Source organism: Streptomyces melanosporofaciens (genome assembly GCF_900105695.1).
Taxonomy (GTDB): Bacteria; Actinomycetota; Actinomycetes; order Streptomycetales; family Streptomycetaceae; genus Streptomyces; species Streptomyces antimycoticus.
Window position 1 is genome coordinate 3,319,876 of the sequence record NZ_FNST01000002.1, and the last position, 20,960, is coordinate 3,340,835.

The following is a 20,960-nucleotide window of genomic DNA, read 5'->3' on the forward strand; positions in this document are numbered from 1 at the left end:
TACTGACGACAAGGGACGGGCGAGCGCGTGGCCGATGCGGCAGACCTCCGGGGGACAACTTCCGCTCGCGCCCGGCGATGGTTGCGGCGCACAGCGGCCCTGCTCGCCGCGGCGCCGATGCTCGCGGGCCTGACGCAGATTCCGGCGGCACCCGCCGCCCATGCGGAGAGCAAGGCCACCGGCTCACGGTCGGTGGACGTCTCCATCACCTCGCTGACCCCCACCGCGCCGAAGAAGAGCGACACCCTCACCGTCAGCGGCACCGTCACCAACGACACCAAGAGCACGGTCTCGGGAGCCCAGGTGGGCCTCCGTGTCGGTCCGACCATGAACGGCCGCAGCGCGATCGACACCACCGCCCACCGCACCGGCTATACGGAGGGCCTCGACGGCACCGAGGTGGACGACAAATACGCCAAGAAGATCGGCAAGCTGTCGGCCGGCGCCAGCCGTGACTTCTCCCTCTCCATACCGGTGGACCAGTTGCACCTGGGGGAGAACGGCGTCTATCAGCTCGGCGTCTCGCTCACCGGTGGCACCTCCAGTCAGCCCTGGCCGCAGGTGCTGGGCATCGAGCGGACCTTCCTGCCCTGGCAGTCCGGCACGGCCACGAAGAAGTCCCAGCTCACCTATCTGTGGCCGCTGATCTCCGCCACCCATGTGACCGCGCGCACGGACAACGACGAGGACCGCACCCCGATCTTCCGGGACGACCGCCTCGCCGAGGAGCTGGCCCCCGGCGGCCGACTGCAGCAGATGGTCGCCCTGGGGAAGAATCTCCCCATCACCTGGGTGATCGACCCCGACCTGCTCGCCACGGTCGACGCGATGACCAAGAAGTACGAGGTCCAGAACCCCTCGGGCAAGGGCACCACGGCGGGCCGCGGCCAGACCGTCGCCAAGCAGTGGCTCGACGCCCTGCAGAAGGCCGTGGACGGCAAGCAGGTGGTCGCGCTGCCGTTCGCCGACCCCGACCTCGCCTCGCTCGCCCACCGCGGTAAGAACGTCACCGGCACCCTCAGCCACCTCCAGGGCGCCACCGAGCTCGCCTCGACCACCGTGGAGACCATCCTCGGGGTGCGGCCGCGCACCGACTTCGCCTGGCCCGTGGACGGCGCGATCGACTCCTCGATCGTGGACGTCGCCACCTCCGCGGGCGCGCACAACGTCATCGCCCGCAGCGACAGCCTGCGGGAGACCGGCGGGCTCTCCTACACCCCCACCGCGGCCCGCCAGATCGGCGGCGGCAATACGGCGGTGGTGGCCGACGCACGGCTGTCGACGGCCTTCACCGGCGACATGTCCAAGGCGGAGAACTCCACCCTCGCCATCCAGACGTTCCTGGCCCAGAGCCAGATGTTCAACCTGCAGGCGCCGGACAAGCAGCGCAGCATCGTGGTCGCCCCCCAGCGGACGCCAACCACCAGCCAGGCGCAGGCGATGGCGGCGGCCCTGGAGGGCCTCTCCGGGCAGTGGACGCAGCCGCTGAGCCTGGGACAGGCCGCGAAGGCCAAGCCCGACCCGAGCGCCACCCAGCGGGTGCCGAGCTCCCGCTCGTACCCCCGGTCGCTGCGCGCGCGGGAACTGCCCACCGAGGCGTTCGACAGGATCCAGGAGACCCAGAAGACCCTGGACAATTTCGAGCCGATTCTCACCGCCAAGTACCGGGTGGTCACTCCCTTCGGGAACGCGATCAGGCGCGAGATGTCGACCTCATGGCGCAGCGAGGCGCACAACGCGGCCGGCTTCCGGCACGACGTGCAGACCTACCTGTCCGGGCTCACCAAGAAGGTGCGCCTGGTCCCCAAGACGGACATGACCCTCTCCGGGCGGAGCGCGACCGTCCCGGTGACCCTGCAGAACAACCTGGTGCAGGGCGTCGAGCTGCGGCTCGTCCTCCGCTCCCAGCAGGGCAACCGGCTGGCGATCAGCGACCCTCAGCTGGTCAATGTGGAGGGCGGACACAGCCAGTCCGTGAAGTTCGGGACCACGGCCAACGCGAACGGCCCGGTGTGGGTCTCGGCCCAGCTCTACACGCCGGACGGACAGCCTTACGGCCGCGAGATGCTGTTCGAGGTGAATGTCACCGAAATCACGTCGACCGTGATTCTCGTGATCGCCGGCGGTGTGCTGCTGCTGGTCCTCGCCGGTGTCCGGATCTACGTCCAGCGCAAGCGCGCGGCCGCCAGGAGTGGTGAGGACGGCGGAGACGGGGAAGACGCCGAGACGGCGCACGGGCAGGATGATGAGGACGACAGCGAGGCGCCGGAGACCGACCGGCGTGACCCCGCTCACGCCCTCGTGCCCGAGCAGCCGAGTGACCCGGCGGCGGACACCGGATCGCAAAGCGCTGGCCCGTCCGGCTCGGGTGAGAAAGTGGAGCGTTGAGCAAAGCACGGGGCCGGTCGGCCGCAGTGGACGATGAGGTGGGGTAGCGATGAACGCGCCGTATGACGGTGATGGCCGAGTGCCACCACCGCCGCAGCCTTCGCCTCACGGCTCCCACGACCCTTACGGACAGGAACCGCACCAGCGCGATCCGTATCTGGGCGACGCCCACCAGGCCCCCCAGGCCGATCCGCGCCAGTCGTACGGCCAGCAGTACTACGCACCGGATCCGTATCTGGACGATACGTACGCGACGGGCAGCTTCACGCCCTACCCGTATCCGACGCAGGATCGCTACGCCCACGACCCGCTGACGGATCCGCTGTACGACCGGAACGCCCCTCACGCACCGCAGCAGGGCGGTTACCAGCAGCAGCAGTACCAGCAGCCCCCCACGCCGCAGGGCCCCGACCCGCGCGCATGGCACTCCGAGGCTGCCCCCGGCCACCACGGCGCGGCACAACAGCCGTACACCGGCGGTCAGCCGGGCCCCGGCTATCCGGGGGCCGGCGATGGCTACGGCGCGGTGCAGCAGCCGCAGCGGGACGCCTTCGCGCATCTCTACCGCGATCAGCAGCCCTATGACCCCCGGGCCGCCCAGGGCCAGAGCTACCAGCAGGGCCCGGAGAACTACCCGCACGGACAGGCGCCCGCACAGGGGCAGGCACCGGTCCCCGGACCGTCGAGATCCGAGTCTGCCCATGCCGCGGCCGCCGCTCCCACGGTGGCCGCTCCCGTCGTGACCGCCCCCGCGGCCGAGCCCGAGCCCGAGCCCGAGCCGAAGAAGCCCTCAGGGGGCCGGGCCGGGGGTCTGCTGCAGTCAAGCGCGCTGATGGCCGCGGGCACCCTGGTCTCCCGTCTGACCGGCTTCATCCGACAGATGGTGATCGTCGCGGGCCTCGGTGCCGCCAGCCTCGGCCAGGCTTACCAGGTCGCCTATCAGCTGCCCGCGATGATCTACTTCCTCACCGTCGGCGGCGGTCTGAACTCCGTCTTCGTCCCCCAGCTCGTGCGCTCGATGAAGGAGGACGACGACGGCGGAGTCGCCTACGCCAACCGTCTGCTCACGTTGACGATGGTCGCGCTCGGCAGCCTCGTCGCGGTTTCGCTGTTCGCGGCTCCGACACTGATCCGGATGCTCTCTGCGGACATCGCCAGCGATCCCCCCTCCAACGAGGTTGCGGTCACCTTCGCCCGCTACTGCCTGCCCACCATCTTCTTCATGGGCGTGCACGTCGTGGTCGGTCAGATCCTCAACGCCCGGGGCAAGTTCGGCGCGATGATGTGGACCCCGGTCCTCAACAACATTGTCGTCATCGCCACTTTCGGCCTCTTCATCTGGGTGTTCGGCACCTCCAGCAACTCCAACATGGGCGTCACGACCATCACGCCGGAAGGCATCCGGCTGCTGGGCATCGGCACACTCCTCGGCCTCACCGTCCAGGCCCTGGCGATGTTCCCCTATCTCCGGGCAGCCGGTTTCCGCTTCAGGCCACGCTTCGACTGGCGTGGCCACGGACTCGGCAAGGCCGCCAAACTGGCCAAGTGGACCGTGCTGTTCGTGCTCGCCAACCAGGCCGGCAACATCGTGGTCACCCAGCTCGCCACCTCGGCCGGTACGGAGGCCGACAACGGGGGCCACCCAGGAGCGAGCTACGTCGGCTACACGAGTGCTCAGCTCATCTGGAACATGCCGCAGGCCATCATCACCGTGTCGGTGATGGCAGCTCTGCTCCCCAGGCTCTCTCGGGCGGCCCACGACGGCGACCCTGGAGCGGTCCGCGACGACATCTCTCAGGGCCTGCGCACCTCCGCCGTCGCCATCGTCCCCCTCTCCTTCGGCTTCATCGCGCTCGGTATCCCCCTCTGCACCCTGCTTTTCGGGACGTCGGGCACCGAAACGGCCCAAGCCATGGGCTACATCCTCATGGCGTTCGGCCTCGGACTCATCCCCTTCTCCGTGCAGTACGTCGTCCTCCGCGGCTTCTACGCCTACGAGGACACCCGCACCCCCTTCTACAACACGGTGATCGTCGCCGCCGTCAACGCCGCCGGCTCCGCGCTCGCCTATGTCGTGCTCCCCGCCCGCTGGGCCGTCGCCGGTATGGCGGCCGCCTACGGCCTGGCCTACGCGACGGGCGTGGGCGTGGCCTGGAAGCGGCTGCGCGACCGGCTGGGCGGCGATCTGGACGGCCCCCGCGTCGTCCGCACCTACACCCGCCTCGCGGGCGCCAGCATCCCCGCCGCCCTCCTGGGCGGCGGCTCGGCGTACACCATCATGCAGACCCTCGGAATGGGCATCGCCGGCTCTGTAGCGGGTTTGCTGGGCGGCGGTCTCGTTCTTATCGCGGTCTTCTACATTGCTGCCAAACGGATGCGCGTTGAGGAGCTGACGGCCATGGTCGGTATGGTGCGCGGACGACTCGGACGCTGATCATTGAGCACAACCATCGTCCGCCACCGTGTGTCGTGCATAGCGGCGGACTGTGGGCACAATTGTCTTGGCTCGGAGTAGGCGCAACGGATGGGGAGGCAGGAACGACGGTGGCGGAACGGAGCACGGCTGCCGTCGACGTGGCCGACAGCGGTGGAGAGGAGCCGCTGACCGCCGAGGCGGGCAAGGCCACGGCCGACGGGGCGGGGACGAAAGAGAAGGTCGGTAAGGGGACGGAGGACGCGGTCACCGATGAGGTGGGCGCCGCGGCCGAAGCGAGCCCCCTCGAGCTGCACAGCGGTCATAAGTTGGCCAGACGCTACCGTCTGGAGGAGTGCGTCACCCGTCTGGACGGATTCAGCAGTTGGCGTGCCGTGGACGAGAAGCTGCGGCGTGCCGTCGGTGTGCATGTCCTGCCCGCCGACCATCCGCGCGCCAGGCCGGTGCTGGCCGCCGCCCGTTCGGCGGCCTTGCTGGGCGACCCCCGCTTCGTCCAGGTCCTCGACGCCGTCGAGGAGAACGATCTCGTCTATGTCGTCCATGAGTGGCTTCCCGACGCCACCGAACTCACCGCCGTGCTGGCCGCCGGGCCGCTCGAGCCGCACGACGCGTACCAATTGGTCAGCCAGGTCTCCCAGGCCATGGCCGCGGCCCACCGCGAGGGCCTGGCCCATCTGCGGCTGAACCCCGGCTCCGTGCTGCGCACCGAGTCCGGCCAGTACCGCATCCGGGGACTCGCCGTCATGGCCGCCCTGCGCGGTATCAGCGTCGACCACCCACAGCGCACGGACACCGAGGCGATCGGCGCGCTGCTGTACGCGGGGCTCACTCAGCGCTGGCCGTACGACACCGACGCCTACGGCCTCTCCGGGCTGCCCAAGGGCGTGGGCCTGATCGCCCCCGACCAGGTCCGCGCGGGAGTGCACCGCGGTCTGTCCGAGCTCGCGATGCGCGCACTGGTCAACGACGGGGCCACCGCCTCCCGTCAGGACCAGCCCTGCACCACCCCCGAAGAGTTGGCCAAGGCCGTCGCGGCCATGCCGCGCATCCGGCCGCCCGAGCCCGCCTACACCCCTTCGCCGGCGTATTCGCGCACGACGTACCAACAGGGCGTGTACGGCCAGCCTCCGAACCGTGGCGGCGCCGCGCACACGGCCCGCCCGGCCGTTCCCGTGCCGCCTCCGCCGCCGCTGCAGAGCCGCACGGGCAAGGCCCTCAAGTGGACCGTCTCCGCCCTTCTGATCGCCGCCCTCGGCCTCGGCAGCTGGCAGCTCGCGGACACCCTCCTCAAGGAGGAGAACAAGGCCGACCCGGGCAAGTCCACCAGCGAGAAGGACGACGGCAAGGGCGAGCAGCTCGTGGGCAAGCCGCTCGACATCGCGAGCGCCACGGAGTTCTCCCCGTTGGGTCCGCCCTTCGCCGCTGACAAGGTCGATGGAGCCGTGGACGGCGACGCGGACACCGCCTGGGTGACCAAGGAGTTCTGGAACTACCCGAACTTCGGTAACCTGCCCCAACGCAAGCAGGGCAGCGGCATCGTCGTCGACCTCGGCAGCGCCAAAAGCGTCGCGAGTATCGACATCGACTTCTACCGCGCCGGCCAGAAGGTGGAAGTTCTCGCCGCGGACCCCTCCGCCTCCAACCCCACCTCACTCAGCGCCTTCTCCCAGCACCTCACCGACCTGAAGAGCGCCGGGAAGAAGCTGACCACCGTTCTCGACAAGCCAGTACGGACGCGTTTCGTCCTGGTTCACATCACCGAGCTTCCGGCCAGCACCGCTGATCGCTACCGTGGCGGCATCTCGGAGATCAAGGTCAAGGGCTGACCCTCTAGCGGTCGGCCGAGAGGGGAGGGGCTCAACGTTGGACGACGCCACCATCGGCGGGGCGAGCGACGGCGAGCTCCTTGCCCGGCACGTCGACGGCGACCCGGACGCCTTCAGCGAAATAGTGCGGCGCCACCGCGACAGACTCTGGGCGGTGGCGCTGCGCACCCTCGGCGACCGTGAGGAAGCGGCCGACGCGGTCCAGGACGCGCTCGTCTCCGCCTACCGCGCCGCGCATACCTTCCGGGGCCAGTCCGCCGTGACGACCTGGCTGCACCGGATCACGGTCAACGCCTGTCTGGACCGGGCCCGTAAGGCCGCCTCCCGTCGCACCTCCCCCGTGGACGACACCGAGCGGCTCGAGCAACTTCTGGAACCCCATGAATCAGCCGCCGCTCCCGCCGAGCGCGGTGATCTCCACCGCGAACTGCTCCGGGCGCTGCGCACCCTCCCTCCCGAGCAGCGCGCGGCTCTGGTGCTGGTCGACATGCAGGGCTATCCCGTCGCGGAGGCGGCGAAGGTCCTGGACGTTCCCACCGGCACCGTGAAGAGCCGCTGTGCCCGGGGCCGCGCACGACTGCTGCCACTGCTCTCACATCTCCACCCCAGCGGGAGGGATAGCTCACCCTCGGGCGTGGGAAGGAACCGGACGCAGGGGACGTCCGTCCCACCGACGGCAGGACCGAACGACACAGATGCCGTGAAGGGCGGAGGTGGGCGAGCGTGACATCCTCGACGGACACGGACGAGCACCCTGAAGTCGCGGAGATCTCCGCACTCACCGAGGGTCTGCTCTCTCCGTCCCGCGCCGTCGATGTGCGCACTCACCTCGCGAGCTGCGTGCTGTGCGCGGACGTATCGACGTCACTGGAAGAGATCCGCTCCCTGCTCGGGACCCTGCCGGGGCCGGTGCGGATGCCCGCCGATATCGCGGGCCGTATCGACGCGGCACTGGCCGCCGAGGCGCTTCTCGACGCGACCGCTCCCGAGGCGGTGGCCGATGTTTCACGTGAAACTCCGGATCCGGATCCAGCCCCCACGCCGGTTTCACGTGAAACCGGCGACGGCGCCCCCGCCTCCGGCACCGTGAAGCCCCTGTCCAAGTCCTCCACCGCGGCGGACCGGCCCGCTGGGCGCCCGCGTGGGGCCACCGGACCCGGACGAGGCTCCACCGGGCCCGCCGCCCGTCCGGGCCGCTCCCGTCGCTGGCCCAAGGTCGTCCTCGGCGGCGCATGTGCCGCGGCGGTGATCGGCATCGGTTCCTTCTTCATCCAGGGCGGCTCCTCGAGTGATCATGGCGACCCCGGCACCCAGGCCCATGCCAGCCAGAGCTCCGGGAAGTCCACCCTTTCCTCGGGCACGCTCAAGGACCGCGTGCACGAGCTGCTCGCCGACCGGAAGTCCACCGCGTCGAACGGGGTCACCGGGCAGGGCAACTCACCCGATGTGCCGCTGCGCGCCGACGACGACCCGAATGTGCCGTCCTGTGTACAGAGCGGCACCGGCCGCAAGGAGCCGGCACTCGCGGCGCAGCAGGACACCTACGACGGCCAGAGCGCCTATATCGTCGTCCTCCCGCATCCCTCCGACAGCTCGCTCGTCGATGCCTTTGTGATCGACGCGTCCTGCGTCTCGGCGTCTCCGTCGTCTCCCGGGGAGCTTCTGGTGACCCGGACCTATCCGCGCCCCTGAGGCACACCACGCACCCCAGGGCCCTGTCTGACAGCGCACGGGAATGCCTGACCCGTAGGATCCGTTGGGTGGGGTGGCAGCGGAATTCCGGGGGGACCCGGAGCCGCCCGCCCAGTCAGCAGTCCGGCAGTCGGCAGAGACAAGGAAGACATCCGTGAGCGACGTCCGCAACGTGATCATCATCGGTTCCGGGCCCGCGGGCTATACGGCCGCGCTCTACACCGCCCGCGCTTCCTTGAAGCCGCTGGTCTTCGAAGGCTCCGTGACCGCGGGTGGTGCCCTGATGAACACCACCGATGTGGAGAACTTCCCCGGCTTCCGGGACGGGATCATGGGCCCCGACCTGATGGACAACATGCGGGCTCAGGCCGAGCGCTTCGGCGCCGAGCTCATCCCGGACGATGTGGTCGCGGTCGACCTCACCGAGCAGATCAAGACCGTCACCGACTCCGCCGGTACGGTCCACCGCGCCAAGACCGTCATCGTGACCACCGGCTCCCAGCACCGCAAGCTGGGGCTGGCCCGCGAGGACGAGCTCTCCGGCCGCGGTGTCTCCTGGTGTGCCACCTGTGACGGGTTCTTCTTCAAGGACCAGGACATCGCCGTCATCGGCGGCGGCGACACGGCCATGGAGGAGGCGACCTTCCTGTCGCGGTTCGCCAAGTCGGTCACCGTGGTCCACCGCCGGGACACCCTGCGCGCCAGCAAGGCGATGCAGGAGCGGGCCTTCGGCGACCCGAAGATCTCGTTCGTCTGGGACAGCGCGGTCGAGGAGATCCACGGCGACGGCAAGCTCTCCGGTCTCACCCTCCGCGATGTCAAGAAGGACGAGACCTCGGAGCTGCCGGTCACCGGACTGTTCATCGCGATCGGCCACGACCCGCGCACCGAGCTGTTCAAGGGCCAGCTGGCCCTGGACGACGAGGGCTACCTCAAGGTGGATGCGCCCACCACCCGGACGAACCTGCCCGGTGTCTTCGCCGCGGGCGATGTCGTGGACCACACCTACCGCCAGGCGATCACCGCGGCCGGCACCGGTTGCTCGGCGGCGCTGGACGCCGAGCGGTACCTCGCCTCGCTGGGCCAGGGCGACGCCACAGTCTGACTTCGCTTCCCACCCCTGCACCAACTCACTAAGGAGATTGCCATGGCCGGTGCCACGGTCACCGTGACGGACGCCGACTTCGAGGAGAAGGTCCTCAAGAGCGACAAGCCGGTACTCGTCGACTTCTGGGCCGCCTGGTGCGGTCCGTGCCGCCAGATCGCCCCCTCGCTGGAGGCCATCGCGGCTGAGCACCCCGACAAGATCGTCATCGCCAAGCTCAACATCGACGAGAACCCGGCGACGGCCGCCAAGTACGGCGTGATGTCCATCCCGACGCTCAATGTCTACCAGGGCGGCGAGGTCGCCAAGACCATCGTCGGCGCCAAGCCGAAGGCCGCCATCGAGCGCGACCTGGCCGACTTCATCGGCTGAACACATCGCGCGTCGCGCTGATGCACGAAGGGGCTGCCCATACGGGCAGCCCCTTCGTGTTTCACGTGGAACTCTCTACAGCGGCCGAAGCGCGGGCTCCTTCTGGACGGCGCCGAGCAGCCGATCCAGCGCCAACTCGACATCCTCCTTCCAGGAGATCGTCGTCCGCAGCTCGAGCCTCAGCCGGGGATAGCGCGGATGCGGCCGGACGGTCTTGAAGCCCACGGCCAGCAGATGATCGGCGGGCAGCACACACGCCGGTTCCTTCCAGGTGGCGTCCCCGAACGCCTCCACCGCCTTGAAGCCCCGGCGGATCAGATCCTTGGCGACGGTCTGCACCATCACCCGGCCCAGCCCCTGCCCCTGGTATCCGGGCATCAGCCACGCCGTCATCAGCTGGACGGCATCCGCCGCGACCGGACTGGTCGGGAAGGACGTGGAGCGCGGCACATACGCCGGAGGTGCGTACAGCACAAAGCCCACCGGAACCTCATCGACATAGACCACCCGGCCGCAGGATCCCCACTCCAGCAGCACGGCCGAGATCCATGCCTCCTTCTCCAGCTCCGGCCGGCCGGCCCTTACGGCTGCCTCGCCGCTGACCGGATCGAGCTCCCAGAAGACACAGGCGCGACAGCGCTTGGGGATGTCCGGGAGGTTGTCCAACGTGAGCGGTACGAGCCGACGCCCCATGAAGCCAGTCCTTCACTTCCCTGGCCAGCCGCGCCACGGGCGGCTGACAGCGCACTACGCTCCCTGAGCAGACTGCCGACGAAGCCGCCGACAGCTCCCAGGCCCAATCCTGTGGCCACCAGCCCGGTGCGACTCACCGGTCGCATGGCCCTGCCCTCCACATGCGGCGCCTCCACCTGGATCCGCCCTGCCTGATCGCATCGTATCCGTGCCGAGATTGCACCGATACCGCCCTTGGGCAAACAGCGGGTCGCGTTCCGACCATGTCGGACCGCGACCCGCCCCGCACTGCCCTTCCGTACGGCCTGGCCGCACGGACAGCGCCTCACTCGTCCTCGTCCTCCGCTCCGCCCTCGGAGGAGAGCGGCTGCTCCAGCACCGGCCCCTCACCGGGGGCCAGCGAGCCGAGGATCCGCTCGAGATCCTCTATTGAGGCGAACTCGACGACGATCTTTCCCTTCTTCTGACCGAGGTCGACCTTCACCCGCGTCTCGAACCGGTCGGAGAGACGTGACGCCAGATCCGTGAGCGCGGGGGACACCCTCGCACCCGCCCGCGGGCTCTTGGTCTTCGTCGTACCGCCCGATCGCGATCCCATCAGGGTGACGATCTCCTCCACCGCACGCACCGAGAGTCCCTCGGCGACGATGCGATGGGCCAGCCGGTCCTGCTCCTCCGCGTCGTCCACGGAGAGCAGCGCCCGCGCATGGCCCGCGGAGAGAACCCCCGCCGCCACCCTGCGCTGAACCGACGGGGAGAGCCTCAGCAGCCGCAGCGTGTTGGAGACCTGCGGACGTGAGCGCCCGATGCGGTCGGCCAGTTCGTCGTGCGTGCAGTTGAAGTCCTTCAGCAACTGGTCGTACGCCGCCGCCTCTTCCAGCGGGTTCAGCTGGGCCCGGTGCAGGTTCTCCAGCAGCGCGTCGAGCAGCAGCTTCTCGTCGTCGGTGGCCCGGACGATCGCGGGGATCTTCTCCAGCCCGGCCTCACGACAGGCCCGCCAGCGGCGCTCGCCCATGATGAGCTCATAGCGCTCCGGCGCCAACTGCCGTACGACGACGGGCTGGAGGAGACCGACCTCCTGGATCGAGGTGACCAGTTCGGCGAGCGCGTCCTCGTCGAAGACCTCACGAGGCTGCCGCGGATTGGGGGTGATGAAGTCCAGTGGCAGCTCGGCGAAGTGCGCCCCGGCCACCTCCTCCGGCATCACCGCCGGTGCGGCCTCGGGCTCCGCCTCCGGCGGTGCGGGCTCGGGCTCCTGTGGAACGGTGTGCGTCGACAATGCGGCCACCTTGGCCGCCGGCACTCCGCGCTCCTGGGTGAGCACCGGGACCGCGGTCGGTGAGGTGGTGGCCCCGGTCGTCGTGACCGTTCCCGCCCCCGCCGAGGGCGCGGCGTTGTCCGCCCCCTTCGGCGCGGGAGGAATCAGGGCACCGAGCCCACGGCCCAGTCCTCTGCGTCGCTCACTCACTGAATCCCCTCCTGCATACTGTGCTGGTCGTGCTGGCTGAGCTCGGGCAAGGCATGAACGTGCTGGGCCTCGTAGTGCACGCCGACGCCTCTGAGGGCGATCTCGCGGGCCGCCTCGAGATAGGAGAGCGCCCCACTGGACCCCGGGTCATAGGTGAGGACGGTCTGCCCATAGCTGGGGGCCTCGGAGATGCGCACCGATCGGGGAATGCTCGTCCGAAGCACCTCACCGCCGAAGTGGCTGCGCACCTCGTCCGCGACCTGGGAGGCCAACCGGGTGCGGCCGTCGTACATGGTGAGAAGGATCGTCGAGACATGGAGCTTGGGGTTGAGATGGCCCCGCACCAGATCCACGTTCCGCAGCAGCTGCCCCAATCCCTCCAGTGCGTAGTACTCACACTGGATCGGGATCAGCACTTCCGCACCGGCCACCAGCGCATTGACCGTCAGCAGCCCCAGCGAGGGCGGGCAGTCGATCAGGATGTAGTCCAGCGGCTGCTCATATGCCTGGATGGCCCGCTCCAGTCGGCTTTCCCTCGCCACCAGAGAGACCAACTCGATCTCGGCACCGGCGAGATCGATCGTGGCGGGGGCGCAGAAGAGGCCCTCCACATCCGGGACCGGCTGCACCACATCGGACAGCGGCTTGCTGTCGACCAGCACGTCATAGATCGATGGGACCTCGGCGTGGTGGTCGATCCCCAGCGCCGTCGAAGCATTGCCCTGTGGGTCGAGGTCGATCACCAGCACCCGACCACCGTGCAGGGCAAGCGAGGCGGCCAGGTTGACCGTGGTCGTGGTCTTTCCGACCCCGCCCTTCTGGTTGGCGACCACCATCACCCGGGTCTGCTCCGGCCTGGGCAGCCCCTCACCAGCACGGCCCAGAGCTTCTACCGCCAGTTGAGCAGCACGGCCAATAGGGGTGTCGTCCATCGGGGGTGGCGTTTCACGTGAAACATCCTCCCCCGGCGATTCGGTACGGGGGCCGGGGACCGGATCGGTCATCGGCCCCGCGATGTTGGCGTCGGACCGCAAGGATTCACTCTCCTCGACATCAGGCTCGCAATAAGCAGAGCCTGCCATGCTTTTGGGGTCGTGAACCAGCGAGGCCCGTTCTCCTGTGGATGAATCCACGTTCATACGGGGTCGGCGGTCGCGGGGCGAGGCTGCCGCACGACCGCGACTGATGATTCCATGCAGCAGGGAGCGACGTTTCACGTGAAACACGATGCACGGGAGGCCCTGCGGATTGGTCGCGACACTCCGGTATGCGTAGTTTTGCCAGCTTGTATGGAGCAATGCCCTCGGCTCAGGGGCGACGGCGCGGCGTCCGGCGAGCGGCCTTGGCCCGCTTCGCGGCAAAGCGCACACCCCCGGGACTCTCCCCGACCTCGACTCGCACCACCGTCGAGGGCGGGTCCACCACTCCCTCACCGACATGCAGCACCGAGGTCTCCACCACACCCAGCTTGCCCAACGCGGCCCGGGCCTGCTTCAGCTCCTCCTCGGCGGTGTCGCCCTTCAGGAGCAGCATCTCGCCGTACGGGCGCAGCAGCGGAACCCCCCAGCCGGCCAGCCGGTCCAGCGGGGCCACCGCCCGAGCCGTCACCACATGCATCGGGGTCAGCTTCCCGAGGACCTCCTCGGCGCGGCCGCGCACCACCGTCACATGATCCAGCCCCAGCAGCTCGACCACTTCCCGCAGAAAGTTCGTCCGCCGCAGCAAGGGCTCCAGAAGCGTGATCTGGAGATCAGGGCGGGTCAGGGCGAGCGGGATACCGGGGAGCCCGGCCCCCGACCCCACATCGCAGACGGTGACCTCCTCGGGCACCACTTCGGAGAGCACCGCGCAGTTCAGCAGATGCCGCTCCCACAGCCGCGGCACCTCACGCGGACCGATCAGCCCGCGCGTCACTCCCACATCAGCCAGCAGCTCGCCGTAGCGCACGGCCTCCGGGAAGCGGTCACCGAATACGTCCCTTGCCTCGGGGGGCGCCGGGGGGAGCTCCGCTGCTTCCGTCACGGGGACCGTCCTTCCGTACCGAACACTGTGCTGAACGATGATGTAAGGCTGACAAGATTCGGCCCCGTCTGCGTGCAGACGGGGCCGGGTGGATCACGATGCGGAACCGCTTCAGACCGGAAGCACGACCACGCAGCGCTGGGGCTCCTCGCCCTCGGACTCACTGCGCAGCCCGGCGGCGGCCACAGCGTCGTGCACGACCTTGCGCTCGAAGGGCGTCATCGCCTTGAGCTTCACCGGCTGAGCGGTGCCCTTCGCCTCCTCCGCGGCCTTGGTGCCCAGCTCGGTCAGCTCGGCACGCTTACGGGCCCGGTATCCGGCGATGTCGAGCATCAGCCGGCTGCGGTCGCCGGTCTCCCGGTGCACCGCGAGGCGGGTCAGCTCCTGAAGGGCCTCCAGCACCTCGCCGTCGCGGCCGACCAGCTTCTGCAGATCGCGGCTGGTCGAGTCGCTGATGATCGACACCGCTGCGCGATCGGCCTCGACGTCCATGTCGATGTCGCCGTCGAGGTCCGCGATGTCCAGCAGCCCCTCGAGGTAGTCGGCCGCGATCTCCCCCTCCTGCTCAAGGCGGGACAGGGTGTCGACACCCTCGGCGGCCGGGGTGGTGCCTTCCGTCACGGATGGACTCCTTCGTTACTTCTTGGACGGGTGCTTGGGGCGCTGCTGGCCCTTGCGCTGGCCGGACTTCGCGCCACGGGAGGAGCCGGAAGCCGAGCCACCGGCCGGCTTGCCGCCCTGCGCGCCCTTCTTCTGCCCCGCGCCCTGCTTCTCGCCGGGCTTCTTGGCCTCGGCGGACTTCTCCGTGGAGACCGCGGAATCCGCCTGCGCGCCGGCCCTGCTGTGGCCGGTCGTGGAGCGCTGCGCCTTGGTCTGGCGCTTGGGCTGCTGACGGTTGGCACGCGCCGTCTCGGCCGCCTGCTTCGCGACGACGTCGGCCGGCTCCTCCTTCAGCTTGCCCTGGGCCCGCAGCCGCTCCTGGCGGGCCTTGAAGGCGAGGCTGCCCGGGGTCGGGTTACGGCGGATGACGAACATCTGCTGGCCCATGGTCCAGACGTTGGTGGTCAGCCAGTAGACGAGGACACCGACGGGGAAGTTGATGCCGAAGACGGCGAACATGATCGGGAAGACGTACATCAGCATCTTCTGCTGCTGCATGAACGGCGTCTTCACCGTGAGGTCGACGTTCTTGGTCATCAGCTGGCGCTGGGTGAAGAACTGCGACGCCGACATCAGGACGATCATGGTGATCGTCACGATGCGCACATCGGTCAGCGAGGCGCCGAGGGATTCGACCTTCGAGGCCGAGTCCATGAACTTCACCGACAGCGGAGCGCCGAAGATGTGGGCGTTACGGGCGCTGTCCAGCAGGGCCTGGTCGGTGATGACACCGACCGTCCTGTTGTTCGCGATGTGGTTCAGGACCTGGTACAGCGAGATGAAGAACGGCGACTGGGCGAGAATCGGCAAGCAGCTGGAGAGCGGGTTGGTCCCCGTCTCCTTGTACAGCTTCATCATCTCTTCGGACTGACGCTGCTTGTCGCTCTTGTAGCGCTCCTGGATCGCCTTCATCTTGGGCTGGAGCGCCTGCATGTTCCGCGTCGACTTGATCTGCTTCACAAAGAGCGGGATCAGGCAGATACGGATCAGCACCACCAGCGAAACGATGGACAGACCCCACGCCCAGCCACTGTCCCGATCAAAAATGAGGCTGTAGAACGAGTGGAACTGGACGATGATCCAGGAAACTACGTCATAAAGAGGACCGAGGATCGTGTCCACGAATCAGGCTCCTTGGGCGTTGGGCTGGGTCTCGGGCTGTGCGGCAGGCTCCACAGTCGGATGCCCGCCGAGGCGGTTCCGCAGCCGCTGGTGCCACACCGGACGCTTCCGGGGCGGAACGTGGTCGACGCCACCGAGCGACCATGGATTGCAGCGCAAGATGCGCCAGGCCGTCAGCGCCGTTCCTTTTACCGCGCCGTGCCGGTCAATGGCCGTGTAGCCATAGTGCGAGCACGACGGGTAGTACTTGCAGACCGGTCCCAGCATCGGGCTGATGGTCCACTGGTACAGCTTGATCAACCACAGCAGCGGGTACTTCATCGCGGCACCCCTCCCAGTAGCCGCTGCACTGCCGTGTCGAGATCGCGGGCCAGCTGGTCGTGGCCCGCCTCACCCGCGCCGGGCAGCGCCCGTACGACCACAAGGCTACCTGCGCCAAAACGATCGATGCGGTCCCGCATCAGATGACGCAGTCGCCGCTTCACCAGATTGCGGACGACGGCGCCGCCGACGGCCTTGCTTACGACGAAACCCGCACGCGCCGGAGGAGCACTCTCCCCGGATGCGTGCGGGTCCGTATCACCGCTGGTGAGGCCGGTGCGAAGATGCACGACAAGGAGCGGGCGACCGGCCCTGCGTCCTCGGCGTACCGCGGCCGCGAAGTCCTCGCGCCGCCTCAGCCGATGCTCGGTAGGCAGCACGTCATGGACCTTGGATCAGGCTGCTCAGGCCGACAGGCGTCCGCGACCCTTGCTACGGCGGGACGCGAGGATCGCGCGGCCGGCACGGGTGCGCATCCGCAGCCGGAAGCCGTGGGTCTTCGCGCGGCGACGGTTGTTCGGCTGGAAAGTGCGCTTGCTCACTCGGGGGCTCCAGAAATGAATCGGATGGTGGCGGTCTATCGCTTGGCTGTCACCGTGCGCCCACGAGTAGCTCGCAATACGCCCGAGTGCACCGCTTCACGATCACAGGTCATCTCGCCCGTGATCCTTGCCCATCGGAGGCAGGCGGCAGCAGCCATCGACAACTCGACCTGGTTACGGTACGCGCGGTTACGCCATCCGGTCAAACCGGTGGCCGACACCAAGACAGCGCGGTTCTGCTCCCAGACTAGGGGCAAGGGAACGCCCGGCGACATCGCATGGCACATTTGTACACACCCTGTGGACAACGACTTGAACCGCGTACCCCGGCCTGACTACCGTGGCTGGGCTCCGATTCCTTCACGCCCGTCCCGAGAACCACGCATTCGTGGGACCTGTCGGCGTCCCCACCCAGCGAGCTGAGAGAGCGTGCCCTGTGGCTGACGTACCTGCCGATCTTGCCGCAGTGTGGCCACGCGTGCTCGAGCGGCTGCTGGGAGAGGGCTCGGGACAGGGCGGACAAGGTGTCGAGGCCAAGGACGAGCACTGGATCAAGCGGTGCCAGCCCCTCGCGCTGGTCGCCGACACCGCGCTGCTCGCCGTCCCCAATGAATTCGCCAAGGGCGTGCTGGAGGGCCGGCTGGCCCCCGTCGTCAGCGAAACGCTGAGCCGGGAGTGCGGCCGCCCGATCCGCATCGCGATCACCGTCGACGAATCCGCCGGCGAACCGGTCGTCCCCCCGCAGGTCCAGCGCGACCAGCGCGAGTCCTACGAGAGCCGCGACCAGCGCGAGTCCTACGAGAGCTACGACGGCCGGGACGGCCGGGACGGCTATGGCCGCCAGGCGCCGGACGATCTGCCGTCGGCCCGCCCCGCGTACCCCGGCTATCAGCAGCCGCGCCCCGAACCGGGCGCCTGGCCGCGGCCCCGTGACGACTACGGCTGGCAGCAGCCCCGGCTCGGCGGCTTCCCCGAGAGCGATCCTTACGCCTCCCCCCAGCACTCCTCGTCCGGCTATGACCAGCAGCCGTACGACCAGCAGCGGCGCGGTGACTACCGCGGTCCGGGCGCCGAGCGCCCCGGTCCGGGCGGTCCCGGCGGCGGCCCCGGGCCCGGCCCCGAGCGCCCGCCGTACGAGCAGCGCCACGATCTGCCCGACCCGCTCGAGCGCGCCCGCGGCGGACCGCCCGTCCTGCCCTCGCAGACCGGCGCCCCCGGCCCGCTCGCCGCTCAGCCCGCGCCCGCGTCCGGCCCCGGTGAGCCAACCGCGCGGCTGAACCCGAAGTACCTCTTCGACACCTTCGTCATCGGCGCGTCCAACCGCTTCGCGCACGCCGCGGCGGTCGCCGTGGCCGAGGCGCCGGCCAAGGCGTACAACCCGCTGTTCATCTACGGGGAGTCCGGGCTCGGCAAGACCCACTTGCTGCACGCCATCGGTCACTACGCGCGCAGTCTGTATCCCGGCACCCGGGTGCGCTATGTGAGCTCGGAGGAGTTCACCAACGAGTTCATCAACTCCATCCGCGACGGCAAGGCGGACGCGTTCCGCAAGCGCTACCGCGACATGGACATCCTGCTGGTCGACGACATCCAGTTCCTGGCGAGCAAGGAGTCGACGCAGGAGGAGTTCTTCCACACCTTCAATACGCTCCACAACGCCAACAAGCAGATCGTGCTCTCCTCCGACCGGCCGCCCAAGCAGCTGGTCACCCTGGAGGACCGGCTCCGCAACCGCTTCGAGTGGGGCCTGATCACCGATGTGCAGCCGCCGGAGCTGGAGACGCGTATCGCGATCCTCCGTAAGAAGGCGGTGCAGGAGCAGCTGAACGCGCCGCCGGAGGTGCTGGAGTTCATCGCCTCGCGGATCTCCCGCAACATCCGGGAGCTGGAAGGCGCGCTCATCCGCGTGACCGCCTTCGCGAGCCTGAACCGGCAGCCGGTGGACCTCGGGCTCACCGAGATCGTGCTGAAGGATCTGATCCCCGGCGGCGAGGACGCGGCCCCGGAGATCACCGCCACCGCGATCATGGCCGCGACGGCCGACTACTTCGGGCATACGGTCGACGATCTGTGCGGCGCCTCCCGCAGCAGGGTCCTGGTCACCGCGCGGCAGATCGCGATGTATCTCTGCCGGGAGCTGACCGATCTGTCGCTGCCCAAGATCGGCGCGCAGTTCGGCGGCCGCGACCATACGACGGTCATGCACGCCGACCGCAAGATCAGGGCGCTGATGGCCGAGCGGCGCTCCATCTACAACCAGGTGACCGAGCTGACCAACCGCATCAAGAACGGCTGAGAGGGGCCCGCAGGGCCGCCGCAGGGCCACCGCGAACCGCTGAAGGGCGCTCCGGGAGGGACAACTCCCGGAGCGCCCTTCGTCGTTCACCCCTACGAGCTGTTCGATTCCCTGCCCGGCCGGCCCAGTTCTCCACAGATACGCGGCCCATCCACCGTCCACACCCTGGGGACGTGGAAGTTGTCCCGATCGCGTCCACAGGGTGTCCGGCGGGGAAGGCATCCGCCGAGGTCAGGTGGTTGTGGAATTGTGGCTATCGGGAGTCCACAGACTGTGGATGATCGAGATACCCACAGGCCGCACGTCAGCTTGTCCACCGGCAACCCACAGCCGAAGGCCCGTTGCCCACAGCTTCTCCACACCGCTGTCCACTGTTCGGCAACGAAACGGCCACGGTCACCGGCGCGAGTGAAAGGCGTCACACCAAGGAGGCGGGTTGGGCTGTGGGGAAGGTGGGTAAAACTGGGGACGGCGCTGGGGAGAACCGGCCGATGTCTGTGCATCGCATGTGCAGAACTCTTCGGCATCCACAGACAACCCTGGTTGTCCACCGCCGTCGCCCACAGGCCCGGTGGACAAAAAACCGCCGCTGACCAGGGAAAAGTCAGTTTTCCACGGTTTCCACAGGCCCTACTACTACGACCACAGAGTTATAGCGAGGAAATCGCTTCGAAGTGGGGCCTGTGCACAACCTCGGGCCGAGCCGCCCGACACCCCGCGCACCGACTTGACCCCGAGCCGCACCGACTGTCGGCGGCGTGCGTCAGACTGGTCTCCGGCTACTCAGCCGACGACGAAGGCCAGCAGGGCGAGCCAGCAACAGCAGGAGGCGGCTTACGGTGAAGATCCGGGTGGAGCGCGATGTACTCGCGGAGGCGGTGGCCTGGACGGCCCGCAGCCTCCCGGCCCGACCGCCGGTGCCCGTCCTCGCGGGCATCCTCATGAAGGCGGAGGAAGGCGCGCTCAGCCTCTCCGGCTTCGACTACGAGGTCTCGGCCCGCGTCTCCGTGGAGGCCGACATCGAGGACGACGGCACGGTCCTCGTCTCCGGCCGGCTCCTCGCCGACATCTGCCGCGCCCTCCCCAACCGCCCTGTGGAGATCTCCAGCGACGGGGTGCGGGTGACCGTCGTCTGCGGCTCCTCGCGATTCACACTCCACACCCTGCCTGTGGAGGAGTACCCGGCGCTGCCGCAGATGCCGACCGCGACCGGCACCGTCCCCGGTGAGGTCTTCGCCTCCGCCGCTGCCCAGGTCGCCATCGCCGCCGGCCGTGACGACACCCTGCCGGTGCTCACCGGTGTGCGGATCGAGATCGAGGGCGACACCGTCACGCTGGCCTCCACCGACCGCTACCGCTTCGCGGTCCGCGAGTTCCTGTGGAAGCCCGAGACCCCCGACATCTCCGCTGTCGCGCTGGTGCCCGCCAAGACGCTCCTCGACACCGCCAAGTCGCTGACCAGCGGTGACACCGTCGCCCTCGCGCTCTCCGGCTCGGGTGCGGGTGAGGGCCTGATCGGCTTCGAGGGCGCCGGGCGCCGTACGACCACCCGGCTGCTCGAGGGCGACCTGCCGAAGTACCGCACGCTCTTCCCCACCGAGTTCAACTCGGTCGCGGTGATCGAGACGCCCCCGTTCGTCGAGGCCGTCAAGCGCGTGGCCCTGGTCGCCGAGCGGAACACCCCGGTGCGGCTCACCTTCGAGCAGGGCGTGCTGATCCTGGAGGCCGGGTCCAGCGACGATGCACAGGCTGTGGAGCGGGTGGACGCCCAGCTCGACGGTGACGACATCTCGATCGCCTTCAACCCGACGTTCCTGCTGGACGGCCTCAGCGCGATCGACTCGCCGGTCGCCCAGCTGTCCTTCACCACCTCGACCAAGCCCGCGCTGCTCAGTGGCAAGCCCGCCATGGACGCCGAGGCGGACGAGGCGTACAAGTACCTGATCATGCCGGTGCGACTCAGCGGCTGAGAGCGCGAATGAGCAGGTGTAGCCCACATCTGTGCGGCTACCCGCGGGC

Annotated in this window: 18 protein-coding genes; 9 read left to right on the plus strand and 9 right to left on the minus strand. The window is 68.8% G+C overall.

Going from position 1 to position 20,960, the window contains the following annotated elements:
- Positions 1–27: 27 nt before the first annotated feature.
- The 7 genes from BLV72_RS16745 (at position 28) to trxA (ending at position 9,817) form a co-directional block, all read left to right on the plus strand.
- Positions 28–2,388, plus strand: coding sequence for a DUF6049 family protein (locus tag BLV72_RS16745; RefSeq protein WP_093463186.1), 2,361 nt, complete (start codon positions 28–30; stop codon positions 2,386–2,388).
- A gap of 49 nt (positions 2,389–2,437) precedes the next feature.
- On the plus strand, positions 2,438–4,822 hold the full coding sequence (gene murJ, locus BLV72_RS16750; RefSeq protein WP_093463188.1) for a murein biosynthesis integral membrane protein MurJ: 2,385 nt from the start codon (positions 2,438–2,440) through the stop codon (positions 4,820–4,822).
- Positions 4,823–4,932: 110 nt separating this feature from the next.
- On the plus strand, positions 4,933–6,648 hold the full coding sequence (locus tag BLV72_RS16755; RefSeq protein WP_093463189.1) for a protein kinase family protein: 1,716 nt from the start codon (positions 4,933–4,935) through the stop codon (positions 6,646–6,648).
- 37 nt (positions 6,649–6,685) lie between these two features.
- On the plus strand, positions 6,686–7,375 hold the full coding sequence (sigM, locus tag BLV72_RS16760) for an RNA polymerase sigma factor SigM (RefSeq protein ID WP_093463191.1): 690 nt from the start codon (positions 6,686–6,688) through the stop codon (positions 7,373–7,375).
- Positions 7,372–8,340, plus strand: coding sequence for an anti-sigma factor (locus BLV72_RS16765; RefSeq protein WP_093463192.1), 969 nt, complete (start codon positions 7,372–7,374; stop codon positions 8,338–8,340). Before sigM ends, BLV72_RS16765 begins: the two co-directional genes overlap by 4 nt.
- Positions 8,341–8,494: 154 nt before the next feature.
- Positions 8,495–9,445 (plus strand): thioredoxin-disulfide reductase, encoded by a 951-nt coding sequence (gene trxB, locus BLV72_RS16770; RefSeq protein WP_059143740.1) that lies wholly within the window; start codon positions 8,495–8,497, stop codon positions 9,443–9,445.
- Positions 9,446–9,487: 42 nt separating this feature from the next.
- Positions 9,488–9,817: a thioredoxin gene (gene trxA / locus BLV72_RS16775; protein WP_014061966.1), complete on the plus strand. Its 330-nt coding sequence runs from the start codon at positions 9,488–9,490 to the stop codon at positions 9,815–9,817.
- A gap of 75 nt (positions 9,818–9,892) precedes the next feature.
- Here trxA and BLV72_RS16780 read toward each other — a convergent pair whose 3' ends face one another.
- From BLV72_RS16780 to rpmH, 9 genes are all read right to left on the minus strand, one after another.
- Positions 9,893–10,510, minus strand: a complete 618-nt coding sequence (locus BLV72_RS16780) for a GNAT family N-acetyltransferase (RefSeq protein WP_093463194.1) — start codon at positions 10,508–10,510, stop codon at positions 9,893–9,895.
- A 325-nt stretch (positions 10,511–10,835) separates the two neighbouring features.
- On the minus strand, positions 10,836–11,978 hold the full coding sequence (locus tag BLV72_RS16785; protein ID WP_093463195.1) for a ParB/RepB/Spo0J family partition protein: 1,143 nt from the start codon (positions 11,976–11,978) through the stop codon (positions 10,836–10,838).
- Positions 11,975–13,060 (minus strand): ParA family protein, encoded by a 1,086-nt coding sequence (locus tag BLV72_RS16790; RefSeq protein WP_078505641.1) that lies wholly within the window; start codon positions 13,058–13,060, stop codon positions 11,975–11,977. Before BLV72_RS16790 ends, BLV72_RS16785 begins: the two co-directional genes overlap by 4 nt.
- A 226-nt stretch (positions 13,061–13,286) precedes the next feature.
- Entirely contained in the window at positions 13,287–14,000 is a 714-nt protein-coding gene (gene rsmG / locus BLV72_RS16795) for a 16S rRNA (guanine(527)-N(7))-methyltransferase RsmG (protein ID WP_093463197.1), read from the minus strand.
- 111 nt (positions 14,001–14,111) lie between these two features.
- Positions 14,112–14,621: a Jag family protein gene (locus tag BLV72_RS16800; protein WP_059143744.1), complete on the minus strand. Its 510-nt coding sequence runs from the start codon at positions 14,619–14,621 to the stop codon at positions 14,112–14,114.
- Between the two features lie 15 nt (positions 14,622–14,636).
- Positions 14,637–15,782, minus strand: coding sequence for a membrane protein insertase YidC (gene yidC / locus BLV72_RS16805; protein ID WP_093463198.1), 1,146 nt, complete (start codon positions 15,780–15,782; stop codon positions 14,637–14,639).
- A 3-nt stretch (positions 15,783–15,785) separates the two neighbouring features.
- Complete coding sequence (gene yidD / locus BLV72_RS16810; RefSeq protein ID WP_014061973.1) at positions 15,786–16,103, minus strand: membrane protein insertion efficiency factor YidD; 318 nt, start codon at positions 16,101–16,103, stop codon at positions 15,786–15,788.
- Positions 16,100–16,483 carry a ribonuclease P protein component gene (gene rnpA / locus BLV72_RS16815; RefSeq protein WP_079059322.1) on the minus strand — a complete coding sequence of 128 codons (384 nt, stop codon included), beginning with the start codon at positions 16,481–16,483 and terminating at the stop codon, positions 16,100–16,102. The genes yidD and rnpA overlap by 4 nt, the downstream gene beginning before the upstream one ends.
- Before the next feature lie 24 nt (positions 16,484–16,507).
- Positions 16,508–16,645 carry a 50S ribosomal protein L34 gene (gene rpmH, locus BLV72_RS16820; RefSeq protein ID WP_009716483.1) on the minus strand — a complete coding sequence of 46 codons (138 nt, stop codon included), beginning with the start codon at positions 16,643–16,645 and terminating at the stop codon, positions 16,508–16,510.
- A gap of 436 nt (positions 16,646–17,081) precedes the next feature.
- Between rpmH and dnaA the strand changes: the two genes are divergently transcribed.
- Positions 17,082–18,941 (plus strand): chromosomal replication initiator protein DnaA, encoded by a 1,860-nt coding sequence (gene dnaA, locus BLV72_RS16825; protein ID WP_093463200.1) that lies wholly within the window; start codon positions 17,082–17,084, stop codon positions 18,939–18,941.
- A gap of 839 nt (positions 18,942–19,780) precedes the next feature.
- Complete coding sequence (dnaN, locus tag BLV72_RS16835; protein WP_093463201.1) at positions 19,781–20,911, plus strand: DNA polymerase III subunit beta; 1,131 nt, start codon at positions 19,781–19,783, stop codon at positions 20,909–20,911.
- The last annotated feature ends 49 nt before the right edge of the window (positions 20,912–20,960 follow it).